The 24,829-nt window shown below is 68.8% G+C and carries 23 protein-coding genes and 2 pseudogenes; 4 read left to right on the top strand and 21 right to left on the bottom strand.

The genetic code is table 11. The features are described from left to right. Positions 1–83: 83 nt before the first annotated feature. Complete coding sequence (locus ACY0PA_RS28425; protein WP_473086620.1) at positions 84–206, bottom strand: hypothetical protein; 123 nt, start codon at positions 204–206, stop codon at positions 84–86. Here ACY0PA_RS28425 and ACY0PA_RS28420 point away from each other — a divergent pair. From ACY0PA_RS28420 to ACY0PA_RS28405, 4 genes and pseudogenes are all read left to right on the top strand, one after another. Then, a pseudogene (locus tag ACY0PA_RS28420) lies at positions 175–358 on the top strand (ABC transporter permease); the annotation flags it as partial. The gene ACY0PA_RS28425 and the pseudogene ACY0PA_RS28420 overlap by 32 nt on opposite strands. A 13-nt stretch (positions 359–371) precedes the next feature. Further along, on the top strand, positions 372–959 hold the full coding sequence (locus ACY0PA_RS28415; RefSeq protein ID WP_473080408.1) for a cob(I)yrinic acid a,c-diamide adenosyltransferase: 588 nt from the start codon (positions 372–374) through the stop codon (positions 957–959). Positions 960–1,168: 209 nt separating this feature from the next. Then, positions 1,169–1,699: pseudogene (locus ACY0PA_RS28410) on the top strand (LuxR C-terminal-related transcriptional regulator); the annotation flags it as partial. 148 nt (positions 1,700–1,847) lie between these two features. Continuing rightward, positions 1,848–3,704 carry a glycosyl hydrolase family 18 protein gene (locus ACY0PA_RS28405; protein WP_473086461.1) on the top strand — a complete coding sequence of 619 codons (1,857 nt, stop codon included), beginning with the start codon at positions 1,848–1,850 and terminating at the stop codon, positions 3,702–3,704. A 268-nt stretch (positions 3,705–3,972) separates the two neighbouring features. On the opposite strand, the gene ACY0PA_RS28400 is transcribed toward ACY0PA_RS28405, so the two are convergent. The 20 genes from ACY0PA_RS28400 to rho all read right to left on the bottom strand — a co-directional run bounded on the left by ACY0PA_RS28400 (position 3,973) and on the right by rho (position 24,788). Beyond that, entirely contained in the window at positions 3,973–4,422 is a 450-nt protein-coding gene (locus tag ACY0PA_RS28400; protein WP_329434025.1) for a DUF2550 domain-containing protein, read from the bottom strand. 156 nt (positions 4,423–4,578) lie between these two features. Continuing rightward, positions 4,579–4,953: a F0F1 ATP synthase subunit epsilon gene (locus tag ACY0PA_RS28395; RefSeq protein ID WP_127831003.1), complete on the bottom strand. Its 375-nt coding sequence runs from the start codon at positions 4,951–4,953 to the stop codon at positions 4,579–4,581. A gap of 142 nt (positions 4,954–5,095) precedes the next feature. After that, the gene (gene atpD, locus ACY0PA_RS28390; RefSeq protein ID WP_473080407.1) at positions 5,096–6,538 is read right to left on the bottom strand and encodes a F0F1 ATP synthase subunit beta; all 1,443 of its coding nucleotides are present in this window, start codon (positions 6,536–6,538) and stop codon (positions 5,096–5,098) included. Beyond that, on the bottom strand, positions 6,538–7,455 hold the full coding sequence (locus ACY0PA_RS28385) for a F0F1 ATP synthase subunit gamma (protein WP_473080406.1): 918 nt from the start codon (positions 7,453–7,455) through the stop codon (positions 6,538–6,540). Before ACY0PA_RS28385 ends, atpD begins: the two co-directional genes overlap by 1 nt. Positions 7,456–7,475: 20 nt before the next feature. Next, positions 7,476–9,068: a F0F1 ATP synthase subunit alpha gene (gene atpA / locus ACY0PA_RS28380; RefSeq protein ID WP_326774077.1), complete on the bottom strand. Its 1,593-nt coding sequence runs from the start codon at positions 9,066–9,068 to the stop codon at positions 7,476–7,478. A 120-nt stretch (positions 9,069–9,188) separates the two neighbouring features. Further along, positions 9,189–10,010, bottom strand: a complete 822-nt coding sequence (locus tag ACY0PA_RS28375; protein WP_473080405.1) for a F0F1 ATP synthase subunit delta — start codon at positions 10,008–10,010, stop codon at positions 9,189–9,191. Then, the gene (locus ACY0PA_RS28370) at positions 10,007–10,555 is read right to left on the bottom strand and encodes a F0F1 ATP synthase subunit B (RefSeq protein ID WP_473080404.1); all 549 of its coding nucleotides are present in this window, start codon (positions 10,553–10,555) and stop codon (positions 10,007–10,009) included. The genes ACY0PA_RS28375 and ACY0PA_RS28370 overlap by 4 nt, the downstream gene beginning before the upstream one ends. Before the next feature lie 38 nt (positions 10,556–10,593). Next, on the bottom strand, positions 10,594–10,833 hold the full coding sequence (atpE, locus tag ACY0PA_RS28365) for an ATP synthase F0 subunit C (protein WP_100595856.1): 240 nt from the start codon (positions 10,831–10,833) through the stop codon (positions 10,594–10,596). Between the two features lie 77 nt (positions 10,834–10,910). Continuing rightward, a complete protein-coding gene (gene atpB, locus ACY0PA_RS28360) occupies positions 10,911–11,681 on the bottom strand; it encodes a F0F1 ATP synthase subunit A (RefSeq protein WP_375989297.1) in 771 nt (256 codons plus the stop codon). A 273-nt stretch (positions 11,682–11,954) separates the two neighbouring features. Then, positions 11,955–12,404, bottom strand: a complete 450-nt coding sequence (locus ACY0PA_RS28355) for a hypothetical protein (RefSeq protein WP_356284680.1) — start codon at positions 12,402–12,404, stop codon at positions 11,955–11,957. 262 nt (positions 12,405–12,666) lie between these two features. Further along, the gene (locus tag ACY0PA_RS28350; RefSeq protein ID WP_473080403.1) at positions 12,667–14,028 is read right to left on the bottom strand and encodes an MraY family glycosyltransferase; all 1,362 of its coding nucleotides are present in this window, start codon (positions 14,026–14,028) and stop codon (positions 12,667–12,669) included. Between the two features lie 129 nt (positions 14,029–14,157). Further along, a complete protein-coding gene (locus ACY0PA_RS28345; protein ID WP_473080402.1) occupies positions 14,158–15,426 on the bottom strand; it encodes a serine hydroxymethyltransferase in 1,269 nt (422 codons plus the stop codon). Positions 15,427–15,538: 112 nt separating this feature from the next. Beyond that, positions 15,539–16,180, bottom strand: a complete 642-nt coding sequence (locus tag ACY0PA_RS28340) for an arsenate reductase/protein-tyrosine-phosphatase family protein (protein WP_356284671.1) — start codon at positions 16,178–16,180, stop codon at positions 15,539–15,541. Further along, a complete protein-coding gene (locus tag ACY0PA_RS28335) occupies positions 16,177–16,824 on the bottom strand; it encodes an L-threonylcarbamoyladenylate synthase (protein ID WP_100595861.1) in 648 nt (215 codons plus the stop codon). The genes ACY0PA_RS28340 and ACY0PA_RS28335 overlap by 4 nt, the downstream gene beginning before the upstream one ends. A 137-nt stretch (positions 16,825–16,961) precedes the next feature. Further along, entirely contained in the window at positions 16,962–17,801 is an 840-nt protein-coding gene (gene prmC / locus ACY0PA_RS28330) for a peptide chain release factor N(5)-glutamine methyltransferase (protein ID WP_473080401.1), read from the bottom strand. An 81-nt stretch (positions 17,802–17,882) separates the two neighbouring features. Beyond that, positions 17,883–18,959: a peptide chain release factor 1 gene (prfA, locus tag ACY0PA_RS28325; RefSeq protein WP_227297228.1), complete on the bottom strand. Its 1,077-nt coding sequence runs from the start codon at positions 18,957–18,959 to the stop codon at positions 17,883–17,885. Between the two features lie 144 nt (positions 18,960–19,103). Further along, positions 19,104–19,325 carry a 50S ribosomal protein L31 gene (gene rpmE, locus ACY0PA_RS28320; protein WP_100595864.1) on the bottom strand — a complete coding sequence of 74 codons (222 nt, stop codon included), beginning with the start codon at positions 19,323–19,325 and terminating at the stop codon, positions 19,104–19,106. 181 nt (positions 19,326–19,506) lie between these two features. Next, a complete protein-coding gene (locus ACY0PA_RS28315; RefSeq protein ID WP_473080400.1) occupies positions 19,507–20,637 on the bottom strand; it encodes an LCP family protein in 1,131 nt (376 codons plus the stop codon). 244 nt (positions 20,638–20,881) lie between these two features. Further along, positions 20,882–22,615: a trypsin-like serine protease gene (locus ACY0PA_RS28310; RefSeq protein ID WP_473080399.1), complete on the bottom strand. Its 1,734-nt coding sequence runs from the start codon at positions 22,613–22,615 to the stop codon at positions 20,882–20,884. A gap of 142 nt (positions 22,616–22,757) precedes the next feature. After that, complete coding sequence (gene rho / locus ACY0PA_RS28305; RefSeq protein WP_473080398.1) at positions 22,758–24,788, bottom strand: transcription termination factor Rho; 2,031 nt, start codon at positions 24,786–24,788, stop codon at positions 22,758–22,760. Between the last annotated feature and the right edge of the window lie 41 nt (positions 24,789–24,829).

Below are 24,829 nucleotides of genomic sequence, written 5' to 3'. Positions count from 1 at the left end.
ACATTAGCGCCAGTGAGGGGCCGTGGGGCGGCGAAGTAATGCGCGTCACGTCTCGAATGACGGACATCACACAGGACGGGCCATCAGGCGTCGCGTGCGGCGTAGTTGAGCACCGGCTCGCCCAGAAGGCCCTCCATCTCGTCGAGCAGGCCGAGCACTTCGCGGGACACCTCGCCCGGCCGGCTCGACGCCCTGTCGCACTTCATGCCGATCCGCCATGCGGTTCGACGCGATGCGCGACCCGTACGTCGGCCACTACGCGACGGCGCACATGCTGTACAGGGTCCTGGTCGCCCTCGCCCTGGCGGCGCTCGCCGTGACGGTCGGCACACGCGGCTTCCGCAGAGCTGCCGCGTAACTACGCTGGCCCCATGGTCAATCTGACGCGTATCTACACCAGGACCGGCGACCAGGGCACGACCGCCCTCGGCGACATGAGCCGGACCGCCAAGACCGATCTGCGGATCTCCGCCTACGCCGACGCCAACGAGGCCAATGCCGTCATCGGCACGGCGGTCGCGCTCGGCGGGCTCGACGAGGAGGTCGTGCAGGTCCTCGTACGGGTCCAGAACGACCTGTTCGACGTGGGAGCCGACCTGTCGACGCCGGTGGTCGAGGACCCGGCGCTTCTAAAAAAGATGGGCCCGCCACTCCGCGTCGAGCAGTTCTACGTCGACAAGCTGGAGGCGGACTGCGACCGCTTCAACGAGCAGCTGGAGAAGCTCCGGTCCTTCATCCTGCCCGGGGGCACGCCGGGTGCGGCGCTACTGCACCAGGCGTGCACCGTGGTCCGCAGGGCCGAGCGCTCCACGTGGGCGGCGCTCGAAGTGCACGGCGAGTCGATGAACCCGCTGACGGCGACGTATCTGAACCGCCTCTCCGACCTCCTGTTCATCCTGGCGCGCACGGCGAACAAGGAGGTCGGGGACGTGCTGTGGGTCCCGGGCGGCGAGCGCTAGCTGTTCTGTCCCGGGAGGCTGTGGACGGGTGAGGCAGGTCTCGGCTGAGGGACCTTGAACAGGTGAGGGCCTTCCGGTTCGGTGTGGATTGCGACGTCTAGACCAACAGAAGGGCCCTCCGTTCGAGGCCGGTCCCGGGAGCGGGCCCGCCGGCAAGATCTGGCAGGCCAGGGCCGAGCTGCCCGTCGCACCGGCTGACGAAGGAGTGTCCAAGTGCGCTCGCGCGCGCACTTAGGCCGGATCTCATCCTCATGGACATCCAGATGCCGCGCCTCGACGGCGTCTCGGCGACTCGTCAGGTGGTCTCCGAGGGACTCGCGGACGTGCTCGTCCTGACGACGTTCGACCTCGACGAGTACGTCTTCGGGGCGCTGCGCGCGGGCGCCGGCGGGTTTCTGCTGAAGAACACCGAGGCGAAGGATCTGATCGAGGGTGTCCGTACGGTCGCGCGCGGTGAGGGTCTGATCGCTCCGGCGGTGACCCGCAAGCTCATCGCGGAGTTCGCGGCGAAGCCCGTACGGCCGGAGCCGGGGCCCGCGCCGGCGGGGCTGGGCACCCTCACGCGCCGGGAGCGGGAGGTGCTTTCCTGCCTCGGTGACGGGCTGTCGAACGCGGAGGTCGCGGTACGTCTGGAGATGGCGGAAGCGACGGTGAAGACGCACGTCAGCAGGCTGCTCGGGAAGCTGGAGCTGCGCAGCAGGGTGCAAGCTGCCGTCCTTGCGCAGGAGTTGGGGCTGTGAGGAGCGGATTCCTGTAATTGGTTTAGACCTTGACCGTTGGTCCAGACCTTTCTATTCTCACGGCACTGCGGTGAGCGCAGCCGTGCACATGGCCGGCACGGCGATGCTCACGGGCGGCGCAGGGTTCCACCCCCGTCATGTCCCCCGGATACCACCCGAGGAGCACCCCTTGCGCTTGAGACTCAGACAGAGAGCCGTGGCAGGCCTCACCACCCTGCTGCTCCCGGCCGCCGCCCTCGTCGGCCTCGCCACCCCCTCCCACGCGGCCGCCGCCGCGAGCACCGCCACCGCGACCTACGCCAAGACCCAGGACTGGGGCACCGGCTTCGAAGGCAAGTGGACCGTCAAGAACACCGGCACCACGGCCCTCAGTTCATGGACCGTCGAGTGGGACTTCCCCGCCGGCACCAAGGTGACCTCCGCCTGGGACGCCACCGTCACCAACTCCGCCGACCACTGGACCGCCAAGAACCTCTCCTGGAACGGGTCGCTCGCCCCCGGCGCCTCGGTCTCCTTCGGGTTCAACGGCTCGGGCCCCGGCGCCCCCTCCGGCTGCAAGCTCAACGGCGCCTCCTGCGACGGCGGTGACGTCCCCGGCGACGCGGCCCCCTCCGCCCCCGGCACCCCCACCGCCTCCTCCGTCACGAACACCTCGGTCAAGCTCGACTGGACCGCGGCCACCGACGACAAGGGCATCAAGAACTACGACGTCCTGCGCGACGGCGCCAAGGTCGCGACGGTGACCGGGACTTCGTACTCCGACACCGGACTCACCGCGGGCACCGACTACTCGTACACCGTCCAGGCCCGCGACACCGCCGACCAGAGCGGACCCGCCTCCGGCTCGGTCAGGGTGCACACGACCGGCGGCGGCACCGACCCCGGCCCCGGCGGCAAGGTCAAGCTGGGGTACTTCACCGACTGGGGCGTCTACGGGCGCCAGTACTTCCCGAAGAACCTGGAGACCTCCGGCTCCGCCGCGAAGGTCACCCACATCAACTACGCCTTCGGCAACGTGCAGAACGGCCAGTGCACGATGGGCGACTCGTACGCCGACACGGACATGGCGTACACGGCCGCCAACTCCGTCTCGGGCGTCGCCGACACCTGGGACCAGCCGCTGCGCGGCGCGTTCAACCAGCTGCGCCAGCTCAAGGCCAAGCACCCGAACCTGAAGATCCTCTGGTCGTTCGGCGGCTGGACCTGGTCCGGCGGCTTCGGCCAGGCCGCGCAGAACCCGGCAGCGTTCGCCGACTCCTGTTACAAGCTGGTCGAGGACCCGCGCTGGGCCGATGTCTTCGACGGCATCGACATCGACTGGGAGTACCCCAACGCCTGCGGCCTGTCCTGCGACACCTCGGGCCAGGACGCCCTGAAGAAGCTGGCGTCCGCGCTGCGCACCAAGTTCGGCACCGGCAACCTGGTCACCGCCGCCATCACGGCCGACGCCTCCACCGGCGGCAAGATCGAGAAGAACGACTACGCGGGCGCGTCCCAGTCCTTCGACTGGTACAACGTCATGACCTACGACTTCTTCGGCGCGTTCAACGCCCAGGGCCCGACGGCCCCGCACTCCCCGCTCACCTCGTACCCCGGCATCCCGCAGCAGGGCTTCAACTCCGCTGACGCCATCGCCAAGTTGAAGGCCCAGGGAGTCCCGTCGAGCAAGCTCCTGCTCGGCATCGGCTTCTACGGCCGCGGCTGGACCGGCGTCACACAGAAGGAGCCGGGCGGCACCGCGACAGGCCCCGCCGCCGGCACGTACGAACAGGGCATCGAGGACTACAAGGTCCTCAAGACGAAGTGCCCCGCGAACGGAACGGTGGCCGGTACGGCGTACGCGTACTGCGGCTCCGACTGGTGGTCCTACGACACCCCCGCCACCATCAACTCCAAGATGGCCTGGGCCAAGAGCCAGAACCTGGGCGGCGCCTTCTTCTGGGAGTTCAGCGGTGACACCGCGGGCGGCGAGCTGGTGACCGCCATCGACGGCGGCCTGAAGTAGCAGCACCGGGCCGCACATGACGGAAGCCGGGTGAACGGGGCCGCCCCCTGTTCACCCGGCTTCTCCATGCAAAGCGAAAGCTCAGGCCATATGAACGCCGCTACGCGACGTTCACCCTCCCCCAAGGAGCTCCGCTACGCTCCGCGCCAGGGGGGACCCCCATCCAGCGGGGCCCTGAACGCCGCTACGCGACGTTCACCCTCCCCCAAGGAGCTCCGCTACGCTCCGCGCCAGGGGGGACCCCCATCCAGCGGGGCCCTGAACGCCGCTACGCGACGTTCACCCGCTGCCCGGGGGGCGCCGCCTCCAGCCATGCCAGGAAGCCGGTCAGCGCGTCCTCGCTCATCGCCAGCTCGAGACGCGAGCCGCGGTGCGAGCACGCGAGGACGATCGCGTCCGAGAGCAGGGCCAGCTCCTCCTCGCCCTCCGGCGCGCGCCGCCCCGTCACCTCGATCGCCGAGCGCTCCAGGGTGCGGCGCGGCCTGACCGCGTAGGAGAAGACCCGGAACCACTCGATCCGGTCGCCGTTGTAGCGGGCCACGCCGTAGCCCCAGCCCTTGCCGGAGGCGTCGCCTCCCTCGGGCACGTCCCATCGCAGGGAGCAGTCGAAGGTGCCCCCGGAGCGCTGGATCAGCCGGCGCCTCAGGCCGAAGACGAACAACCCCAGCAATACGAGTACGACGACCGCGACCACGCACAGCACGAGAACGAGGACCATTCGTACCGACCTCCTCGCCTCATCTGATAACGGGCCCGACAGCGGATCCGATAACGGAACTGCAAAATTGACCAAGGATCGCCTCAGCCGCGACCCGGTCCGGAGAGGTTCTCCGGCCCTGGCCGCGGCTGAGTCATGTCACTCCCCGCGCTGGGCTCAGCGCGTCGCCACCGCACGCAGTCGGACGTCCGCGCGACGCTCGGCGGATGCGTCCGCATCCGACTTCGCGCGCTCGAGCGCCCGCTCCGCACGCTTGACATCGATCTCGTCCGAAAGCTCGGCGATCTCGGCAAGCAGGGAAAGCTTGTTGTCGGCGAACGAGACGAAACCGCCGTGCACAGCGGCGACAACCGTCCCGCCGTCGCTCGTGCGGATCATCACCGGGCCCGACTCCAGCACACCGAGAAGCGGCTGGTGACCGGGCATGACGCCGATGTCGCCGGACGTGGTGCGCGCGACGACCAGGGTGGCCTCGCCGGACCAGACACTGCGGTCCGCGGCGACGAGCTCAACATGCAGCTCAGCAGCCAAGGTGGGCTCCTCGGGTCACCACCCGGCGGTTGCTGCCGGGTGTTGGGTCAAAGTCTAGTCGGCGTACGGAGAGGGGCGGGACACACCCTGCGGGTATCCCCCGCCCCTCTCCCACGAGTCTGTGCTTCCGAAGAAGCCAGAATCAGGAGACGCCGAGCTCCTTGGCGTTGGCCTTCAGGTCCTCGATGCCACCGCACATGAAGAACGCCTGCTCGGGGAAGTGGTCGTACTCGCCGTCGCAGATCGCGTTGAACGCGGTGATCGACTCCTCGAGCGACACGTCCGAACCGTCCACGCCGGTGAACTGCTTGGCGGCGTGGGTGTTCTGCGACAGGAAGCGCTCGACGCGACGGGCACGGTGGACAACGAGCTTGTCCTCCTCGCCCAGCTCGTCGATACCGAGGATCGCGATGATGTCCTGGAGATCCTTGTACTTCTGCAGGATCGTCTTGACGCGCATCGCGGCGTCGTAGTGGTCCTGCGCGATGTAGCGCGGGTCCAGGATGCGGGACGTGGAGTCCAGCGGGTCCACGGCCGGGTAGATGCCCTTCTCGGAGATCGGACGGGAGAGAACCGTCGTCGCGTCGAGGTGGGCGAACGTGGTGGCCGGGGCCGGGTCGGTCAGGTCGTCCGCGGGGACGTAGATCGCCTGCATCGAGGTGATCGAGTGACCACGGGTCGACGTGATGCGCTCCTGGAGGAGACCCATCTCGTCGGCGAGGGTCGGCTGGTAACCCACCGCGGAGGGCATGCGGCCGAGCAGGGTCGAGACCTCGGAACCGGCCTGCGTGAAGCGGAAGATGTTGTCGATGAAGAACAGCACGTCCTGCTTCTGCACATCGCGGAAGTACTCCGCCATGGTCAGACCGGCCAGGGCGACGCGAAGACGCGTGCCCGGCGGCTCGTCCATCTGGCCGAACACCAGCGCGGTCTTGTCCAGAACGCCGGCTTCCTCCATCTCGACCATGAGGTCGTTGCCCTCACGGGTGCGCTCGCCGACACCGGCGAAGACGGAGACACCGTCGTGCAGCTTGGCCACACGGACGATCATTTCCTGGATCAGAACGGTCTTGCCGACACCGGCACCACCGAACAGACCGATCTTTCCACCCTTGACGTACGGGGTGAGAAGGTCGACGACCTTCAGGCCGGTCTCGAACATCTCGGTCTTGGACTCGAGCTGGTCGAAGGCCGGGGCCTTGCGGTGGATCGTCCAGCGCGGGGCGTCCGCGACGCTGGACGCGTCGTCGTTCAGCACGTCACCGAGGGTGTTGAACACCCGGCCCTTGGTCAGGTCACCGACGGGCACCGAGATACCGGCGCCGGTGTCCGTCACGGCGGCCTGGCGGACCAGACCGTCGGTGGGCTGCATCGAGACCGTACGGACCACGCCGTCACCCAGGTGCTGGGCGACCTCGAGGGTCAGCGTCTTCTTCGCGCCCTCCTTGGCCGGGTCGTCGACCTGGACGTGGAGGGCGTTGTAGATCTCCGGCATCGCGTCGACGGGGAACTCCACGTCGACGACCGGGCCGATGACCCGGGCGACGCGGCCCGTGGCAACGGCCGTCTCAACAGTGGTCGTCATTACTTGTCACTCCCCGCGGTCGCGTCGGCCAGGGCTGCAGTGCCGCCGACGATCTCGCTGATTTCCTGGGTGATTTCGGCCTGGCGGGCCGCGTTGGCAAGTCGGGAGAGCGAGTTGATCAAGTCTCCCGCGTTGTCGGTCGCCGACTTCATCGCGCGGCGCGTGGCGGCGTGCTTGGAAGCAGCCGACTGGAGCAGCGCGTTGTAGATACGGCTCTCGACGTAGCGCGGCAGCAGGGCGTCGAGGACGTCCTCCGCCGACGGTTCGAAGTCGTACAGCGGAAGGATCTCGCCCTTGGACTTCGACTCCTCCGCCACCTCTTCGAGGCTGAGCGGAAGCAGACGGCCGTCAATGGCCGACTGCGTCATCATCGAGATGAACTCCGTGTAGACGATGTGGAGTTCATCCACGCCGCCCTCCGCCGAGTCCTTCTCGATCGCCTCGATCAGCGGGCCCGCGACCTTCTTGGCGTCCGCGTACGTGGGCTCGTCGGTGAAGCCCGTCCACTGCTCCGCGATCTTGCGCTCACGGAAGTTGTAGTGGGCGACACCACGGCGGCCGACGATGTAGATCTCGACCTCCCTGCCCTCGGCCTCGAGACGCGCGGTCAGCTTCTCCGCGGCCTTGATGGCGTTCGAGTTGAAGGCGCCGGCCAGTCCGCGGTCGCTCGTGAGGAGCAGCACCGCGGAGCGCGTCGCCGTCTCCGGCTCCGTCGTCAGCGGGTGGTTCGTGTTCGAACCGGTGCCGACAGCCGTGACCGCGCGGGTGAGCTCGGTCGCGTACGGCGTGGAGGCCGTCACCTTGCGCTGCGCCTTGACGACGCGCGAGGCAGCGATCATCTCCATCGCCTTGGTGATCTTCTTGGTCGCGGTGACGGATTTGATGCGACGCTTGTAGACCCGGAGCTGGGCTCCCATGAGTCAGGTCCCTTCCGTCGTCACTTACCGGCGGCGGCCGGAGCGTCCTCGCCGAGAAGCTTCCCGTCCGAGGTCTCGAACTGCTTCTTGAAGTCCGCGATGGCGTCGGCGGCGGCGGTCAGGGTGTCGTCCGACATCTTGCCGCCCTCCTTGATGGAGGTCATCAGGCCCTGCTCCTTGCGGTGCAGGTAGTCGAGCAGCTCGCGCTCGAAGCGCCGGATGTCCACGACCGGGACGTCGTCCATCTTGCCGGTGGTGCCGGCCCAGACGGAGACAACCTGGTCCTCGGTCGCCATCGGCTGGTACTGGGGCTGCTTGAGCAGCTCGACCATGCGCTGACCGCGCTCCAGCTGGGCCTTCGACGCGGCGTCCAGGTCGGAACCGAAGGCGGCGAACGCCTCGAGCTCACGGAACTGGGCGAGGTCCACGCGGAGGCGGCCGGAGACCTGCTTCATCGCCTTGTGCTGCGCGGAACCACCGACTCGGGAGACGGAGATACCGACGTTCAGCGCGGGGCGCTGACCGGCGTTGAACAGGTCCGACTCCAGGAAGCACTGGCCGTCGGTGATGGAGATGACGTTGGTCGGGATGAACGCCGACACGTCGTTCGCCTTGGTCTCGACGATCGGCAGACCGGTCATCGAGCCGGAACCCATCTCGTCCGAGAGCTTCGCGCAGCGCTCGAGGAGACGGGAGTGCAGGTAGAAGACGTCACCCGGGTAGGCCTCGCGCCCCGGCGGGCGGCGGAGCAGCAGGGACACGGCGCGGTAGGCGTCGGCCTGCTTCGAGAGGTCGTCGAAGATGATGAGGACGTGCTTGCCCTCGTACATCCACTGCTGGCCGATGGCCGAACCGGTGTACGGCGCAAGGTACTTGAAGCCGGCCGGGTCGGACGCCGGGGCGGCGACGATGGTCGTGTACTCCAGCGCGCCGGCCTCTTCCAGGGCGCCACGCACGGAGGCGATGGTCGAGCCCTTCTGGCCGATGGCGACGTAGATGCAGCGGACCTGCTTCTTCGGGTCGCCGGTGCGCCAGTTGTCACGCTGGTTGATGATCGTGTCGACAGCCAGGGCGGTCTTGCCCGTCTGGCGGTCGCCGATGATCAGCTGACGCTGACCGCGGCCGATCGGGGTCATCGCGTCGACGGCCTTGTAGCCGGTCTCCATCGGCTCGTGCACCGACTTGCGCTGCATGACCGTGGGGGCCTGCAGCTCAAGGGCGCGACGCGCGCTGGTCTCGATCTCGCCGAGGCCGTCGATCGGGTTGCCGAGCGGGTCGACGACGCGACCCAGGTAGCCCTCGCCGACGGCGACGGAGAGCACCTCACCGGTGCGCTGCACCGGCTGGCCCTCCTCGATACCGGTGAACTCACCGAGCACGATGGCACCGATCTCGCGCTCCTCGAGGTTGAGGGCGAGGCCGAGGGTGCCGTCCTCGAACTTCAGCAGTTCGTTGGCCATGGCCGAGGGCAGGCCCTCGACCTTCGCGATGCCGTCGCCGGCAAGGGTGACCGTACCGACCTCCTCGCGCGAGGCCGCGTCCGGCTTGTACGCCTGGACAAAGTTCTCCAGCGCGTCCCGGATCTCCTCCGGCCGGATCGTGAGCTCCGCCATCTGGGTTCCCTGCTCTCCTTGTTGGGCCCGAAGTTTTCTTGGGGGGTCTGGGGTCAGCCCCCAGGAATCCTCTGCACGGCCCAACTAGGGCCGTAGGTACTACTACGTTGTGCGAGTCCGCTAGCCGGCCATACGGCGGCTGGCGTCCTCAATGCGGTCCGCAATGCTTCCGTTGATGAGCTCTTCGCCCACCTGCACGTTGATCCCGCCGAGGACCTCGGGGTCCACGTCGAGGTTCAGGTGCATCTGACGCCCGTAGAGCTTTGCCAGGGCGGCGCCCAGGCGCTGCTTCTGCGCATCGCTCAGCGGAACCGCCGTGGTGACGACAGCCACCGTGCGGTCCCGGCGCTCCGCGGCGAGCTTGGACAGGGACTCGAGTCCCCCCTCCAGGCTACGTCCACGCGGCTGGGTCACAAGGCGCTCGACGAGACGCTCGGTGGTGGCCGTGGCGCGACCGCCGAGCAGGCTGCGCAGCAGCTCGCTCTTGGCCGTGCCCGTGGCGATACGGTCCGTGAGCGCTGCGCGCAGCTCGGTGCTCGAGGAGACGATCCGGCCGAACCGGAACAGCTCGTCCTCGACGTCGTCCAGCTCGCCCGCCTGCTGCGCCGCGGTCAGCTCGGCGATGCTCGCCAGCTCCTCGACGGAGTCGACCAGGTCGCGCGGGGCGGACCAGCGGGAGCGGACCAGGCCGGCCACCAGGTCGGCGGTCGAACCGCTGACCTGGCCGCTCAGCAGGCGTCCCGCGAGCTCGGCCTTGGCCTCGCCGGACTGCGCCGGGTCGGTCAGGACCCGACGCAGCGACACCTCGCGGTGGAGCAGCGCGGTGACCGCGGCCAGCTCTCCGGCAAGCTGTCGGGCGTCGACCGAGGTGCTGTCGGTCAGCGCGTCGAGACGCTCACGTGCGGAGGCGAGTGCCTCGCGGCTCGCTCCGTGGGCAGTCATCGAACAGCCTCGGCCTTCTCCTCGAGGTCATCGAGGAAGCGGTCGATCGTGCGCGACTGCCGGGCGTGGTCCTCAAGCGACTCGCCGACCAGCTTGCCGGCCAGCGTGGTGGCCAGCTGGCCCACGTCCTGGCGCAGCGCCTGAGCGGCGGCCTTGCGGTCGGCCTCGATCTGCGAGTGGCCGGCGGCGATGATTTCCTCACGCTGCCGCTGGCCTTCCGCGCGCATCTCGGCGATGAGCGTGGCGCCCTGCTCCTGCGCCTCCTGGCGCAGCCGCGCGGCCTCGTGACGAGCCTCGGCGAGCTGAGCCTTGTACTGCTCAAGAACGCTCTGGGCCTCGGTCTGTGCGGCTTCGGCCTTCTCGATACCGCCTTCGATCAGCTCGCGTCGCTCTTCCAGCGTCTTGTTGATACGCGGGAGGAGCTTCTTGGCGAAGAAGAAGAAAACGATGGCGAAGGCAAGCGTGCCAATGAGCAGCTCGGGACCCGGCGGGATGAGCGGGCTCTGCTCCTCCTCGGCCGCGAGTGCAACCAGGTTGGCGATCACATCAGTGCCTTTCGTCGAAAAGTGTCAGGTAGCTGGGTTTAGCGACCGAACACGAACGGCATGACGATGCCGATGAGCGCGAGCGCCTCACAGAAGGCGAAGCCGAGGATCTGGTTGGCGCGGATCAGACCGGCGGCCTCGGGCTGACGGGCCAGGGCCTGGGTGCCGTTACCGAAGACGATGCCGACGCCGATGCCGGGGCCGATGGCAGCGAGACCGTAGCCGATGGAACCGAGGGAGCCGGTGACGCCAGCGGCGAGTTCGATGGTCGCGGACATGCCGTTACTTCCTTCTCTTTAACGAACCGGTGGGGGTTGGCCACCGGACGACTGAAATATGACGGGACGGGACTGGCTCAGTGGTGCTCGGCGAGCGCGCCCTGGATGTACGAGCAGGCGAGGAGCACGAAGACGTACGCCTGGACGGCCTGCACGAAAAGCTCGAAGAGGATCATGACGACGGTCATGACGAACGAGACGCCCGCGGCCGGGATCATGTAGCTGTTCAGCAGGTACCAGGAGGCAACGGTGAACATGACCAGCATCAGGTGACCGGCGAACATGTTCGCGAACAGTCGCACCGCGTGCGTGAACGGCCGGACGAGCAGGTTCGAGAAGAACTCGATGAACGAGACGAGCCACTTGATCGGGCCGAGCGAGTTGTCGTAGCCCGTGATGTTCTTCCAGCCGCCCACGAAGCCGTGGCGCTTGAAGGTCAGCGGGACCCAGATCAGGTAGACGATGACGGCGAGCACGATCGGGTACGCGATGACCGACGACACCGGGAACTGGGCCAGCGGGATCACGGACCACACGTTCATGATCCAGATGAAGAAGAACATCGAGACCATGACGGGGACGTACTTCTCGCCCTCCTTCTTGCCGAGGGTCTCGTAGACGATGTTGCGGCGTACGAAGTCGTACCCCGCCTCACCGATCATCTGGAGCTTCCCCGGGACCACCTTGGCTCGGCCGAAGGCGGCGTAGAAGAGGCTCATGATGACCAGCGTCGTCAACAGGGCCAGCAGCATCACCTTGTTGAACTCGAACCCGCCGACGGTGAAGATCGGCTGGAACAGGAACGAGTGCAGACCGGGAGCCGGAAAGCCGCAGCCGTTGTCGGACAGAATCCGACAGCTCCAGTCAAAGGCGAGCTCAGTCTGGTCAGCACTCACCACGGGCTCCTTCGGCGTGACGCATAGGTACGGCAACCTCGTTGTGTCGTTGCGGCGCGCAGCCGCGGATCGGCACTGGTCTGGTGTTTCGGATGTGAGGGCGGCAGGAAGGCAGTGAGCCTCGCAGTCGAGCAGGCGTCAGCTCAGATGCCCGCGCCCGCAGTGCCGCAGTTGGCACCGGACGATAGCAGTAACGCGAACCCGCACTTATCCCGCCCCTACCCCTCATGAGGACGACCCTGAATTCTCGGGCTTGTCACTCTTCTCGGAGTCTTTGCCCGAGTCGGGATCGATATAGAAAATCTTGGCCTTCATGTGCGCACGCGCCTGCGCGGCCATCCATACGACGGTGGCGGCGACGAGTGAAGCGGCGAAGGCCTTGGGGTTGAACAGTGTCGTGTCCTTGAAGACGGCGACGAAGATCAGAAGCAGCAGCAACTGGGCGACATAGAGCATCAGCCCCATCGCCTGGAAGAGCTGCGGAAGCGATTTTGCCGTCCGCTGGAGGACGACCTGCCCGAGGCCCATGAAGACGATGACGACCACCGTGCCGATGACAGCGCCGAGCGCCCCCTTGCCGCCGGCCAGCACACCACTGATCACGGCGGCAATCGCGCCGGCAATGGCTGTGGGCACAACGGCCTGGAGGAGGATCCGTGCGTCATTCGAGGGCATGGCGGCAGCTCCGCTAACTGGACGGGGGCAGGGTGTCGTCATGGACGAGCGTAAACCGGGGCCGAGAGGGAACTTCGGGCCAATGGGCCGTCGCACTACGGTCCTTCGGCTCTATCCCCGGGTCTCGTGAACGGTATCACAAACTATTTGATGAGGTCTTTACCTCTACAGTGTGCTCACTGTCACACGTGAGAGGTAGTCAGCGCGTCTGTGCAAAAACGCGGCCAACTTGTCTGGTAATGAGGCGTTTTCGTGTCTCGCGTCAGCGCGATGAGTGCGCCTTGCGCCCATCCAGGAAGCGCGAACGGGGGCCAATGGCCGTTGCCCCGTTGACTCCTGCGGGCATCGGCGGGCGCGCGCCCTCGCCCTCGGGCGCCTCCTCGGCCGCCCCGGCCGCTTCCTGAACCGCGTACGACGGCGACGTCTCAGGCACCTCGGCCGCCGCCCGCGCGGCCCGCCTGCGCCGGTAGCGCGGCGGCACGAAGGCCTCCGCCCAGCGCGGGGCGCGCGGCGTGAAGCGCGGCAGCAGAAGCAGTACGAGACCGACGAAGCTGAGCGCGACGATCGCCAGGACGATCCACATGGACGTCGAGTGGACGGAGTAGGCGACCGCTCCGAAGGCGAACAGCGCCGACCAGAAGTACATGATCAGGACCGCGCGGCTGTGGGAGTGGCCGATCTCCAGGAGCCGGTGGTGCAGGTGACCGCGGTCGGCGGCGAACGGCGACTGGCCCTTCCAGGTCCGGCGCACGATCGCGAGGACGAGGTCCGCGAACGGGATCGCGATGATCGTCAGCGGCATCAGCAGCGGGATGAAGACCGGGATCATCGCGTGGGTGGCGTCACGGGTGCCGCCGAAGTTCAGCTTCATCAGGCTCGGGTCGACCTGGCCGGTGATGGAGATGGCGCCGGCGGACAGGACAAGGCCGATCAGCATCGATCCGGAGTCGCCCATGAAGATCCTGGCGGGGTGCATGTTGTGCGGCAGGAAGCCCAGGCACATGCCGATCAGGATCGCCGCGAACAGCGTCGCGGGGGCCGCCGCCTCGATGCCGTAGCCGTACCAGAGGCGGTACGAGTACAGGAAGAACGCCGACGCGGCGATGCACACCATGCCGGACGCGAGGCCGTCGAGGCCGTCCACGAAGTTGACCGCGTTGATGCTGATCACGACCAGGGCGACCGTGAGGAGCGTGCCCTGCCACTGCGTCAGCGAGACCGTGCCCACACCCGGGATCGGCAGCCACAGGATCGTCAGACCCTGCATGACCATGACGCCGGCGGCGATCATCTGTCCGCCGAGCTTGATCAGTGCGTCGATCTCGAACTTGTCGTCCAGGACGCCGATCAGCCAGATCAGTGCGGCTCCGGAGAGCAACGCCCGCGGCTCGTTCGACATCTCGAAGACGGGACTGAGGTTCGTCAGGTGGTCCGCGACGAGGAGACCCGCGCACAGACCGAAGAACATGGCGATCCCGCCGAGCCGGGGCGTGGGCTCCCGGTGTACGTCGCGGGCGCGGATCTCCGGCATGGCGCCGGCCACGATCGCGAACTTCCGCACCGGGCCGGTCAGCAGGTATGTCACCGCGGCCGTGATGCAGAGCGTCAGCAGGTATTCACGCACGGGCTTCCCCACAGATATCGCTGGCCATCTCAGCCCCACACCCTAGCTCCGCGCGCATGTGGTGAAGGACTGCCGGGTAGCGACGATGGTTGCACGGGTGACGGACCACGTCGGCCCGCCTACCCCTGTCTAGGCCGGATACGGCGGAAATCTTCCGGTGAGATCGCGCACTTCCGCGCGTGCTGTACGCGGATCGACCTCATCTCGCAGCACCCCCGAGAAGAGCACCGCGATGCGCGCCATCTCCGGTTCGCCCATGCCCTGGGTGGTGACGGCGGCGGTGCCGAGGCGCAGGCCGCGCCCGTCCCCGAAGGGCAGGGCGCAGGTGTCGAGGACCATGCCGGCCGAGGCGAGCCGGCCCCGGGCCGTCGGGCCGTCGACGCCCAGCGAGGTGGGGTCGGCGGTCAGCAGATGGGTGTCCGTGCCGCCGGTGGTGATCGCGAGTCCCTCGGCGTCGAGCGCGGCCGCTAGAACCCTCGCGTTGGCGACCACCTGACGGGTGTACGCGGCGAAGGCCGGGGTCTCCGCCTCGCCGAACGCGACGGCCTTGGCGGCGATGGTGTGCATCTGGGCGCCGCCCTGCGTGAAGGGGAAGACGGCCCGGTCGATCCGCGCGGCGAGCTCGGCCCCGCACAGGACCATGCCGCCGCGGGGGCCGCGCAGGACCTTGTGCGTGGTGGCGCAGACGACATCGGCGTACGGCACCGGGTTCGGCGCCGCTCCACCGGCGACCAGGCCGATGGGGTGCGCGGCGTCGGCGATGAGGTAGGCGCCCACGTCGTCGGCGATGGCGCGGAAGGCCGCGTAGTCGATGTGCCGCGGATAGGCGATGGAGCCGCAGACGATCGCCTTGGGACGGTGAGCGCGGGCCAGCGCGAGGACCTGGTCGTGGTCGATGAGGCCGGACTCGGGGTCGACGCCGTAGGGCACGAAGTCGAACCAGCGGCCCGAGAAGTTCGCGGGCGACCCATGGGTGAGATGGCCGCCGTACGAGAGCCCCATCGCGAGGACGGTGTCGCCGGGGCGCAGCAGGGCGGCGTACGCGGCGAGGACCGCGGAGGAGCCGGAGTGGGGCTGCACATTGGCGTGCTCGGCGCCGAAGAGCGCTCTGGCCCGGTCGACGGCGATGCGCTCCGCCATGTCGACGAGCTCGCAGCCGCCGTGGTGGCGGGCGCCGGGGTAGCCCTCGGCGTACTTGTTGGCGAGCGGGGAGCCGAGGGCCGCGAGTACGGCGGGCGACGTGAAGTTCTCGGCGGCGATCAGCTGGAGCGACGTGGCCTGCCGGGCCGCCTCGCCGAGCATGATCTCGGCGATCTCCGGGTCCTGCAGACGCAGCACGTCGAAGCCGGCGTGCGCGTACGTCGCACCGGCGGGGGCTTTTTCAGTGGTGACCGGCATCTTGGGCTCCGGGCCTCGCGGGGGTGACCTCGAATCCAATGTAGGCCCGCAACGCCCGCGCCGCCCGGAACTCAGGTACGAGCGGGTACTCCGGCCGTCGCTGTCACTGGGTTCACCTGCACGCCGGAACACCCGTCAGCGCCGTCACCACGGGCTCCAGCGCTTCGCTGATCTCCTCGCCGACCGAGCGGAAGAAGGGCAGAGGTGCGCCGTACGGGTCGTAGACCTCGTCGGCCTCGGCGTTCGGGGCGAGAAGCCACCCGCGTAGAGCCGCCGCGGCGCGCACCAGGGCGCGTGCGCGCTCCACCACGCCGCCGTCCAGCGGATCGGGCAGCGTGGCCGGATCGATCGCCTGGACGAGGCGGGTGAACTCCTTCAGCGTGAAGGTGCGCAGGCCCGCGCTGTGGCCCATGGAGATGACCTGGGCGCGGTGGTCGCGGGTGGCCGTGAGGACCAGGTCCGCGCGGATCACGTGGTCGTCGAGGAGCTCGCGGCCCACGAAGCCGGAGGCGTCCGCCCCGAAGTCCGCGAGGACCGTCTCGGCGTTGGCCTCCATGGGCGCGCCCTCGTGGCCCCAGGTGCCCGCGCTCTCGACGATCAGACCGCGTACGAGGGGGTCGCCGAGCCGGTCCACCAGGGCATGCCGGGTCAGCCGCTCGGTGATCGGCGAGCGGCACACGTTGCCGGTGCTGACATGGAGGATGCGGAAGGAGTCCCCGTTGCCTATGCCACGCCCCGTCTCAGGGGCTGTCAATTCGCCACCTCGAGGTCGGGTACGACCTTGCGCAGCTCGTCCGCGGTCAGGGCACCCGCGCGCAGGAGCACCGGAACCTTCCCGGTCACGTCGACGATCGAGGACGGGACGATGCCGGGCGTGGGGCCGCCGTCGAGGTAGACGGAGACGGAGTCGCCGAGCATGTCCTGCGCGGCGTCGCAGTCCTCGGGGGCGGGGTGCCCGGTGAGGTTCGCGGAGGACACGGCCATGGGGCCGACCTCGGTGAGCAGCTCGATCGCGACCGGGTGCAGGGGCATGCGGACGGCGACGGTGCCACGGGTGTCGCCGAGGTCCCACGCCAGGGACGGCTGGTGCTTGGCGACGAGCGTGAGGGCGCCCGGCCAGAACGCGTCGACGAGTTCCCAGGCCATCTCGGAGAAGTCCGTGACGAGGCCGTGCAGCGTGTTCGGGGAGCCGATGAGGACCGGGGTCGGCATGTTGCGGCCGCGCCCCTTGGCGTCCAGGAGGTCGGCGACCGCCTCGGAGGTGAAGGCGTCGGCGCCGATGCCGTACACGGTGTCGGTGGGCAGCACGACCAGCTCACCGCGGCGGACGGCGGACGCGGCTTCACGCAGACCGGTCGTACGGTCCGACGCGTCGTTGGTGTCGTATCGCCGAGCCATTTAGCGGGCCTCCTCGTACACGAAGTACACGTAGTCCATGCGAGAGATGCGGGAAGTGCGGGAGATGCGGGAAGTGCTGGTGCTGCCGGTACTGCTGATGCTGCCGAGACTGCTGGTGCTGCGCTGATTCTGTCGCGTCACGGCATCGCCTTGCGGGCGGTCGCGAAGCGCGGGCGGTTGTTCAGGTCGGGGTGGTCGGCGGCGTCGGCCCAGCCCCGTTCCTCGGTGAAGATCCACGGGACCTGGCCGCCCTGGGTGTCGGCGTGCTCGACGACGACGACGCCTCCGGGCCGCAGCAGGCGGTGCGCGGTGCGCTCGATGCCGCGGATCAGGTGGAGCCCGTCCTCGCCTGAGAACAGAGCGAGTTCGGGGTCGTGGTCGCGGGCCTCGGGGGCGACGTACTCCCACTCGGTGAGCGGGATGTACGGCGGGTTGGAGACCACCAGGTCGACCTGGCCGTCGAGCTCCGGGAAGGCCTCCAGGGCGTCTCCCTGGCGCAGGTCGACCCTGGACCCCTCGACGTTCTTGCGCGTCCAGCGCAGGGCGTCCTCGGACAGCTCCACAGCGTGCACACGGGAGCGCGGGACCTCCTGCGCGAGGGCGAGCGCGATGGCGCCCGAGCCCGTGCACAGGTCGACGATGAGCGGCTCGACGACATCCATGGCCCGTACGGCGTCTATGGCCCAGCCGACCACGGACTCCGTCTCGGGCCGCGGCACGAACACGCCCGGCCCCACCTGGAGTTCGAGGTAGCGGAAGTAGGCGCGCCCGGTGATGTGCTGGAGCGGCTCGCGGGCCTCGCGGCGCGCGGTGACCTCCCAGTAACGGGCGTCGAAGTCCGTGTCCTTGACGAGATGCAGCTCGCCCCGCTTCACGCCGTGCACGAAGGCGGCGAGCTCCTCCGCGTCGTTGCGCGGCGAGGGCACGCCCGCGTCGGCGAGGCGCTGGGTGGCCTGGGCGACTTCCGCGAGCAGCACGCTGCGGGGGTTTGGGGGTCGCCCCCCAAGATGTTGCTGCACGCTGGTCCTCCGGGGCTGAGCTGGTCTTTTGGGCGTGGCTTAGGCGGCGGCGAGCTTGGCGGCCGAGTCGGCGTCGACGCAGGCCTGGATCACCGGGTCGAGCTCACCGTCGAGCACCTGGTCCAAGTTGTACGCCTTGAAACCGACGCGGTGGTCCGAGATGCGGTTCTCCGGGAAGTTATATGTACGGATCTTCTCGGAGCGGTCGACGGTGCGGACCTGGCTGCGGCGCGCGTCCGCGGCCTCGGCCTCGGCCTTCTCCACTGCTGCCGCGAGAAGCCTGGAGCGCAGGATACGCATCGCCTGCTCCTTGTTCTGGAGCTGGCTCTTCTCGTTCTGGCAGGAAGCGACCACTCCGGTGGGCAGGTGCGTGATGCGCACTGCGGAGTCCGTCGTGTTGACGGACTGGCCGCCGGGGCCCGAGGAGCGGTAGACGTCGATGCGGAGGTCGTTCGCGTGGATCTCCACGTCGACGTCCTCGGCCTCGGGCGTCACGAGGACGCCGGCCGCGGAGGTGTGGATACGGCCCTGCGACTCGGTCGACGGCACACGCTGCACGCGGTGCACGCCGCCCTCGTACTTCAGGCGGGCCCAGACGCCCTGGCCGGGCTCGGTCGCACCGTTGCCGCCCTTGGTCTTCACGGCGACCTGAACGTCCTTGTAGCCGCCCAGCTCGGACTCGGTGGCGTCGATGATCTCGGTCTTCCAGCCGACGCGCTCCGCGTACCGCAGATACATGCGCAGCAGGTCGCCGGCGAAGAGGGCCGACTCGTCGCCGCCCGCGCCCGCCTTGACCTCGAGGATGACGTCCTTGTCATCGTTGGGGTCCCGGGGGACCAGCAGGAGCCGCAGCTTCTCGGTGATCTCCTCGCGCTGCTTCTCGAGGTCCTTGACCTCGGCGGCGAAGTCCGGGTCGTCCGCGGCGAATTCGCGCGCGGTCTCGATGTCGTCACCGGTCTGCTTCCAGGAGCGGTAGGTGGCGACGATCGGGGTCAGCTCGGCGTAGCGCTTGTTGAGCTTGCGCGCGTTCGCCTGGTCGGCGTGGACCGAGGGGTCCGCGAGCTTCGTCTCGAGATCGGCGTGCTCACCGATGAGGTCCTCGACGGCCTCGAACATCTCCGGCTCCTGAAGTGAGGTACAGCGAAAGGGAACGGCCACCGGCCGGCCGGCGAAGACCCCCGGGTCCCCGGCCAACCAAAAACAAGCACGCCGGTCCCGGCCCGCCCCGAAGGGCGGCCGTGGACCGGCGCAAGTGGCTCGCTACTTGTTGGCGGCAGCAGCCTTGCCGAAGCGGGCCTCGAAGCGGGCCACGCGGCCACCGGTGTCGAGGATCTTCTGCTTGCCCGTGTAGAACGGGTGGCACTCGGAGCAGACCTCGGCACGAACGGTGCCGGACGAGATGGTGCTACGGGTGGTGAACGACGCGCCACAGGTGCAGCTGACCTGCGTCTCGACGTACTCGGGGTGGATGTCGCGCTTCAAGGTGTCTCCTATGATCTCGGAGGGCTCCGGGTCGCTTCCGCGGATTGCGGGGGCGTGAACCGGGGCCGACGTACCAGTCTGCCAGGACTGGCCGTATCCCCCAAAACCGGGGTCGGGGCGGAACTATTCCCGAAGGCTCACCAGCACGTGGTGACCGGGGCCGGTGGCGGCCGGTGACCGGCTAGTGACTGCTGACGACGGAGCCCGCGGCGCCCTTGTCACCGGCGGATCCCTTGAGCGCGGAGGCCGGAACGGGCTGGTCCGCCTCGAGCGCCGCCCATACCTTCGCGCCCGCCTTCTCCAGCGGGAGTACGCGGTTCGGGTCGGCGGGGTCGTACTGGACGGGGAGCGTCACCATCTTCATGTCGCCGGCGCCGATGCCCTTGAGGCCGCCCGCGAAGCCCGCCAGTTCCTTGACCGAGTTGAGCTCGGAGTCGGTGGTGACGGCGCTGGTGGCGGTGTCCGCGAGGTCGTAGAGCTTCTTGGGGCTGGTGAAGACGCCGACGTCCTTGATCTGGTTGATCAGCGCCTTCATGAAGGCCTGCTGGAGCTGTATTCGGCCCAGGTCGCTGCCGTCGCCGACGGCGTGCCGGGTGCGGACGAGGCCGAGCGCCTGCTCGCCGGTGAGGGTGTGCGTGCCGGCCGCCAGGTGCAGATGGCTCTTGTCGTCGTTGATGGCCTGCTGGGTGGTGATGTCGACACCGCCGAGGGTGTTGATGAGCTTCTTGAAGCCCGAGAAGTCGACCTCGACGTAGTGGTCCATGCGGATCCCGGACATCTTCTCGACCGTCTTGACGGCGCAGGCCGGGCCGCCGACCTCGTACGCCGTGTTGAACATCTGCTGGCTGCCGCCCGCGACCGTGTTCCCGGCGCTGTCGGTGCAGGCCGGCCGTGTGACGAGGGTGTCGCGCGGTATGGAGACCACACTGGCCTTCTTGTGGCCCTTGTACACGTGGACGACCATCGCGGTGTCGGAGCGGGCGCCGCCGCCGTCCTTGCCGTACTTGGCGTTCGCGCCGGAGCGCGAGTCCGAGCCGAGGACGAGGATGTCCATCGAGCCGTTGTCGACGTTCGTGGGGCGGTCGGGGCCGAGCGCGGCGTTGATGTCGACGCCCTTGATGTTCCCGTTGAGCTTGAAGTACAGGAAGCCGGCGCCCGCGCCCGCCACGACGACGAGTCCCGCCGCGGTGCAGGCCGTGATGACGAGGGCCTTGCTGCGCCTGGCGCGCGGCTTGCGCCGTCGGCCGCCGCCTCCGCCGCCGCGGGTGGGGCGGCTCGGATCGGTGGTCGCGGGGCTGCTCTCGTCGGGCATGTGCTCCTCAGTCCTCAACTGCTCGTTTGTTCGGTTACCCCCTGTTTGCAGGGTCAGGCTCGATCGGACTTCTCTTCGTCCGTGCCCTCGCCGGACGTGGAACCCGGGAAGCCGGGAAGCCGGGAAGCCGGGAAGCCGGGAAGCCGGGAAGAAGGGTTGCACAACGCGCTGTGCCCGCCGCGACGGTCGCGACGGGCACAGCGCGTGCTGACGAAAGCCGATCGTCCGGCTCTCACCTGCGGGTTTATCCGAAGACGTTGTACTGCGTGTAGCCGGTCCCGATCTTGATGCGTGTGGCAAAGATCTCCGAGGAGGCGGTCCCCGTGCCCGGGTACAGATAAAGCGTGCCGCCGGGCGTGCGGGCCACGTAGTCGGCCTTGCCGTCGCCGGTCACGTCACCGGGCGCCGCGAACGCGTCGTACCCGTCCCAGGTGCGCACCTGCACGCCGGTCTCGAAGGGCGCGGACGCCTCGCCGGTGCCCTTCAGCAGGTACAGCTTGCCGCCGCTGCCGCGGGCGATCAGGTCGCTCCTGCCGTCGCCGGTGAAGTCGCCCTTGCCGCGCAGGGAGTTGAAGACCTGGTAGCCGCTGCCGACGGTGGCGCGGGTGCCGTACGTCCCGTCGCCCTTGCCGGGGTACAGGTAGAGCGTGCCGCCGGAGGTCGCCGAAAGCAGGTCGGGGTACCGGTCGCCGGTCACGTCACCGGGCGCCACGATGAACTTCCGCGTCGACCAGTCGCTCGCGATCTTCGTGTCCGTGTACGTCGAGCTGGACGCGGACCGGTGCCGCCAGTAGACGGCCCCGTCGGACCGGCGGCGGATGATGAAGTCCTGGTACCCGTCGCGGTTCATATCGGCCTGGAGGACCAGGTTGTACGCGCTCCAGGACCCGGTCAGCGTCTTGCGCGTGGCGAACCCGCTGCCCGTGGACTCCTTGACGTACCCCTGGCCGCCGGACGAGGCGCGGACGAAGAGGTCGGCCTTGCCGTCGCGGCTGATGTCGGTGTCGTCGATGCGCGGACGGACCTTGGGCTGGTACGTGGAGACCTTGGTGAACGCCTCGTACGTGCCGGAGACGTTGCAGACCTGCCGGCCCTGGCTGATGCCCCAGGACACGATGCCGACGACCTTGCCGCCCACGACGAGCGGGCCGCCCGAGTCGCCCGGGCACGTGGTCTTCCCCGTGCTGTCGTCGCCGGTGCCGAGCTGTCCGGCGCAGATCATCTTCCCGGCCTGGAAGTACGGGTCGAGGTTCTGGGTGCAGGCGTCGTCGGAGTTCAGCGGCAGGGTGACCTTCTGCAGCTGGGACGCGATGTCGGCGGTGTCCTCGTTCGAGCTGGTGAGGCCCCAGCCGTACACGGTGGCGTTCGTGCCGGCGGCGTACAGCGCGCTGTCCCCGGCTCCGGCCAGCTCCAGCGTGGTCTGGGCGACCGGCTTGGCGAGGGTGAGCAGGGCGACGTCGTTCGTGATGGCGTCGGGGTCGTAGCCGTCGCGGACCCAGCTGCGGGTGACGTCGATGTACGTGGCGCCGTTGCCGGCGACGGTGACGCTCTTGCTGGTGCCCACGGCGACTTCGCCGTACTTGCCCCAGTCCTGCCGGTTGCCGTTCTCGTCGTGCAGGCAGTGCGCGGCGGTGAGCACCTTGTTGGGCGCGACCAGGGTGCCGCCGCAGACGAAGTACGAGCCGCCGGCGGGGTCGTTGTAGACGAGCTGCACCATCCAGGAGGCGGCGCTTGCGGTGCCGCCGATGATGCGGGGCGTGAGCGACTTGTCGCCGCTCGGCGACGGGGAGGACGCCGCGGGCTCCGCGGTCTTCGTGCCGGGCGGCGGCTGCACGACCCGGCCGGTGTCGGACTCCCCCGCATAAGAGGTGACGGCGAACGCGCCTCCGCCGATCAGCGCGAGCCCGGCCGCGGCGGCCGGCAGCAACGTGCCGAGTCTTCGACGGTGCCGGCCGGAGCCGGATACAGATATGTCCACGCAAGTCCCCCCAGGGAGCGATGAGTTGAACGTTGGATGAAGAGCGTGATCGTACAACCCTCCCCGAACAGCACAAAGGGCCGCCCCCGTCACGGATGTGACGGGGGCGGCCCTTGAGCGGTGCTACCGCAGAGCAAAGCTCTTAGTCGTTGCCGTTGCCCGGCGTCGGCGTCGTCTTCGCGATCTGCATCAGGAACTCGGCGTTCGACTTCGTCTGCTTCATCTTGTCGAGAAGCAGCTCGATGGCCTGCTGCGAGTCGAGCGCGTGCAGCACCCGGCGCAGCTTCCAGACGATCGCCAGCTCTTCCGCGTTGAGCAGGATCTCTTCCTTACGGGTGGAGGACGCGTCGACGTCCACCGCGGGGAAGATGCGCTTGTCGGAGAGCTTGCGGTCGAGCTTGAGCTCCATGTTGCCGGTGCCCTTGAACTCCTCGAAGATCACCTCGTCCATGCGCGAGCCGGTGTCGACCAGCGCGGTGGCGAGAATGGTCAGCGAGCCGCCGTCCTCGATGTTGCGCGCCGCACCGAAGAAGCGCTTCGGCGGGTAGAGCGCGGTCGAGTCGACACCACCGGACAGGATGCGGCCGGAGGCCGGCGCCGCCAGGTTGTAGGCACGGCCCAGACGCGTGATCGAGTCGAGCAGGACGACCACGTCGTGACCGAGCTCCACGAGACGCTTGGCGCGCTCGATGGCGAGCTCGGCGACCGTGGTGTGGTCCTCGGCCGGGCGGTCGAAGGTCGAGGAGATGACCTCGCCCTTCACCGACCGCTGCATGTCGGTGACCTCTTCCGGACGCTCGTCGACCAGGACGACCATCAGGTGGCACTCGGGGCTGTTGACGGTGATCGCGTTGGCGACCGCCTGCAGGATCATGGTCTTGCCGGTCTTCGGCGGGGCCACGATCAGGCCTCGCTGGCCCTTACCGATCGGCGACACGAGGTCGATGATGCGGGTGGTCAGGATGCCCGGGTCGGTCTCCAGACGGAGCCGGTCCTGCGGGTAGAGCGGCGTCAGCTTGTTGAACTCCGGCCGCCCGCGCCCGGATTCGGCCGCCATGCCGTTGGCCGAGTCGAGGCGGACGAGCGCGTTGAACTTCTCGCGGCGCTCGCCGTCCTTGGGCTGGCGGACCGCGCCGGTGACGTGGTCACCCTTGCGCAGGCCGTTCTTGCGGACCTGGGCGAGGGACACGTACACGTCGTTCGGACCGGGCAGGTAGCCCGAGGTCCGGATGAACGCGTAGTTGTCGAGGATGTCCAGGATGCCCGCGACGGGGATCAGGACGTCGTCCTCGGAGACCTGCACCTCGTTGCCGAAGCCGGCCTCGTCGCGGCCACGACGGCCACGGCGGTCGCGGTAGCGGCCACGGCGTCCGCGGCGGCCGCCCTCGTCGTCGAAGTCGTCCTGCGGGCCGTTGTCACGCTGACGGTCCTGGCGCCCGCCGCCCTGCGGCTGACGGTTGCCCCCGCCCTGCTCCTTGCCCTGCTCGTCGCCCTTGCCACGGCGGTCGCCGCGGTCACGGCCACCGCGCTCACCGCGGTCGCCGCCACGGTCACCACGGTCACCGCGGTCACGACGGTCACGGCGCTCGCGACGGCCCTCGGCGCCGTTGTCACCGGCGTCGCCCTTGGCCTCGCCCTGAGCGTCCGTCTTGGTCTCGGTCTTCGCCTCGGCCGTGACGGTCTCGGGGCTGCCGGCCTCGGAGGTGGCACGGCGGCGGCGGCGCTCGCCGCCCTTTTCGTCGCTCGCCGGCTGACCGGGGATGTCGATCTGCTGCTGAGCGGTGGCCTTCGCGGCCTTGGCGCCTTCGGCCTGGGTCGCCTTGGCGGGGGCCTCGGTGCCGTTCGCCGTGGCCTCGTCGCCGGTGCGCGCCTTGGAGGTGGCGCGGCGCTTCGGCTTGGCCTCGGTGGTGTCGGCGCTCTTCGCGGGAGCGCCTCCCCCGGCCTGCGCCTCCTTGATGACCTCGATCAGCTGGCTCTTGCGCATACGCGCGGTGCCCCTGATACCGAGGCCCGATGCGACCTGCTGGAGCTCGGCCAGCACCATGCCCTCGAGGCCGGTACCGCGGCGCCGCCGGGAGCCCGCAGCGCCGGCAGCAGGCGCATCCGCATCGGCGGAGGGCGCGGCAGCGGAGCTGTCGGCGCTCACGCCCATCAGATCGGTGGTGTCGCTCACGAAGGGTCCTTCCCTGGAGCGGACGTCGGCCTGTCTGGCTC

It is taken from the genome of Streptomyces sp. DS1-CR2 (genome assembly GCF_055760475.1).
This window is presented reverse-complemented; position numbering and strand designations above follow the sequence as displayed.

What these genes read in the sequence shown, in the direction of transcription:
- atpD (WP_473080407.1), bottom strand. Translation starts at nt 6,538, where the DNA reads ATGACGACCACTGTTGAGACGGCCGTTGCCACGGGCCGCGTCGCCCGG.
- ACY0PA_RS28345 (WP_473080402.1), bottom strand. Translation starts at nt 15,426, where the DNA reads ATGCCGGTCACCACTGAAAAAGCCCCCGCCGGTGCGACGTACGCGCAC.
- ACY0PA_RS28425 (WP_473086620.1), bottom strand. Translation starts at nt 206, where the DNA reads ATGAAGTGCGACAGGGCGTCGAGCCGGCCGGGCGAGGTGTCCCGCGAA.
- ACY0PA_RS28355 (WP_356284680.1), bottom strand. Translation starts at nt 12,404, where the DNA reads ATGCCCTCGAATGACGCACGGATCCTCCTCCAGGCCGTTGTGCCCACA.
- ACY0PA_RS28375 (WP_473080405.1), bottom strand. Translation starts at nt 10,010, where the DNA reads ATGACTGCCCACGGAGCGAGCCGCGAGGCACTCGCCTCCGCACGTGAG.
- ACY0PA_RS28400 (WP_329434025.1), bottom strand. Translation starts at nt 4,422, where the DNA reads ATGGTCCTCGTTCTCGTGCTGTGCGTGGTCGCGGTCGTCGTACTCGTA.
- ACY0PA_RS28415 (WP_473080408.1), top strand. Translation starts at nt 372, where the DNA reads ATGGTCAATCTGACGCGTATCTACACCAGGACCGGCGACCAGGGCACG.
- ACY0PA_RS28335 (WP_100595861.1), bottom strand. Translation starts at nt 16,824, where the DNA reads ATGGCTCGGCGATACGACACCAACGACGCGTCGGACCGTACGACCGGT.
- ACY0PA_RS28385 (WP_473080406.1), bottom strand. Translation starts at nt 7,455, where the DNA reads ATGGGAGCCCAGCTCCGGGTCTACAAGCGTCGCATCAAATCCGTCACC.
- atpA (WP_326774077.1), bottom strand. Translation starts at nt 9,068, where the DNA reads ATGGCGGAGCTCACGATCCGGCCGGAGGAGATCCGGGACGCGCTGGAG.
- prfA (WP_227297228.1), bottom strand. Translation starts at nt 18,959, where the DNA reads ATGTTCGAGGCCGTCGAGGACCTCATCGGTGAGCACGCCGATCTCGAG.
- ACY0PA_RS28315 (WP_473080400.1), bottom strand. Translation starts at nt 20,637, where the DNA reads ATGCCCGACGAGAGCAGCCCCGCGACCACCGATCCGAGCCGCCCCACC.
- atpE (WP_100595856.1), bottom strand. Translation starts at nt 10,833, where the DNA reads ATGTCCGCGACCATCGAACTCGCCGCTGGCGTCACCGGCTCCCTCGGT.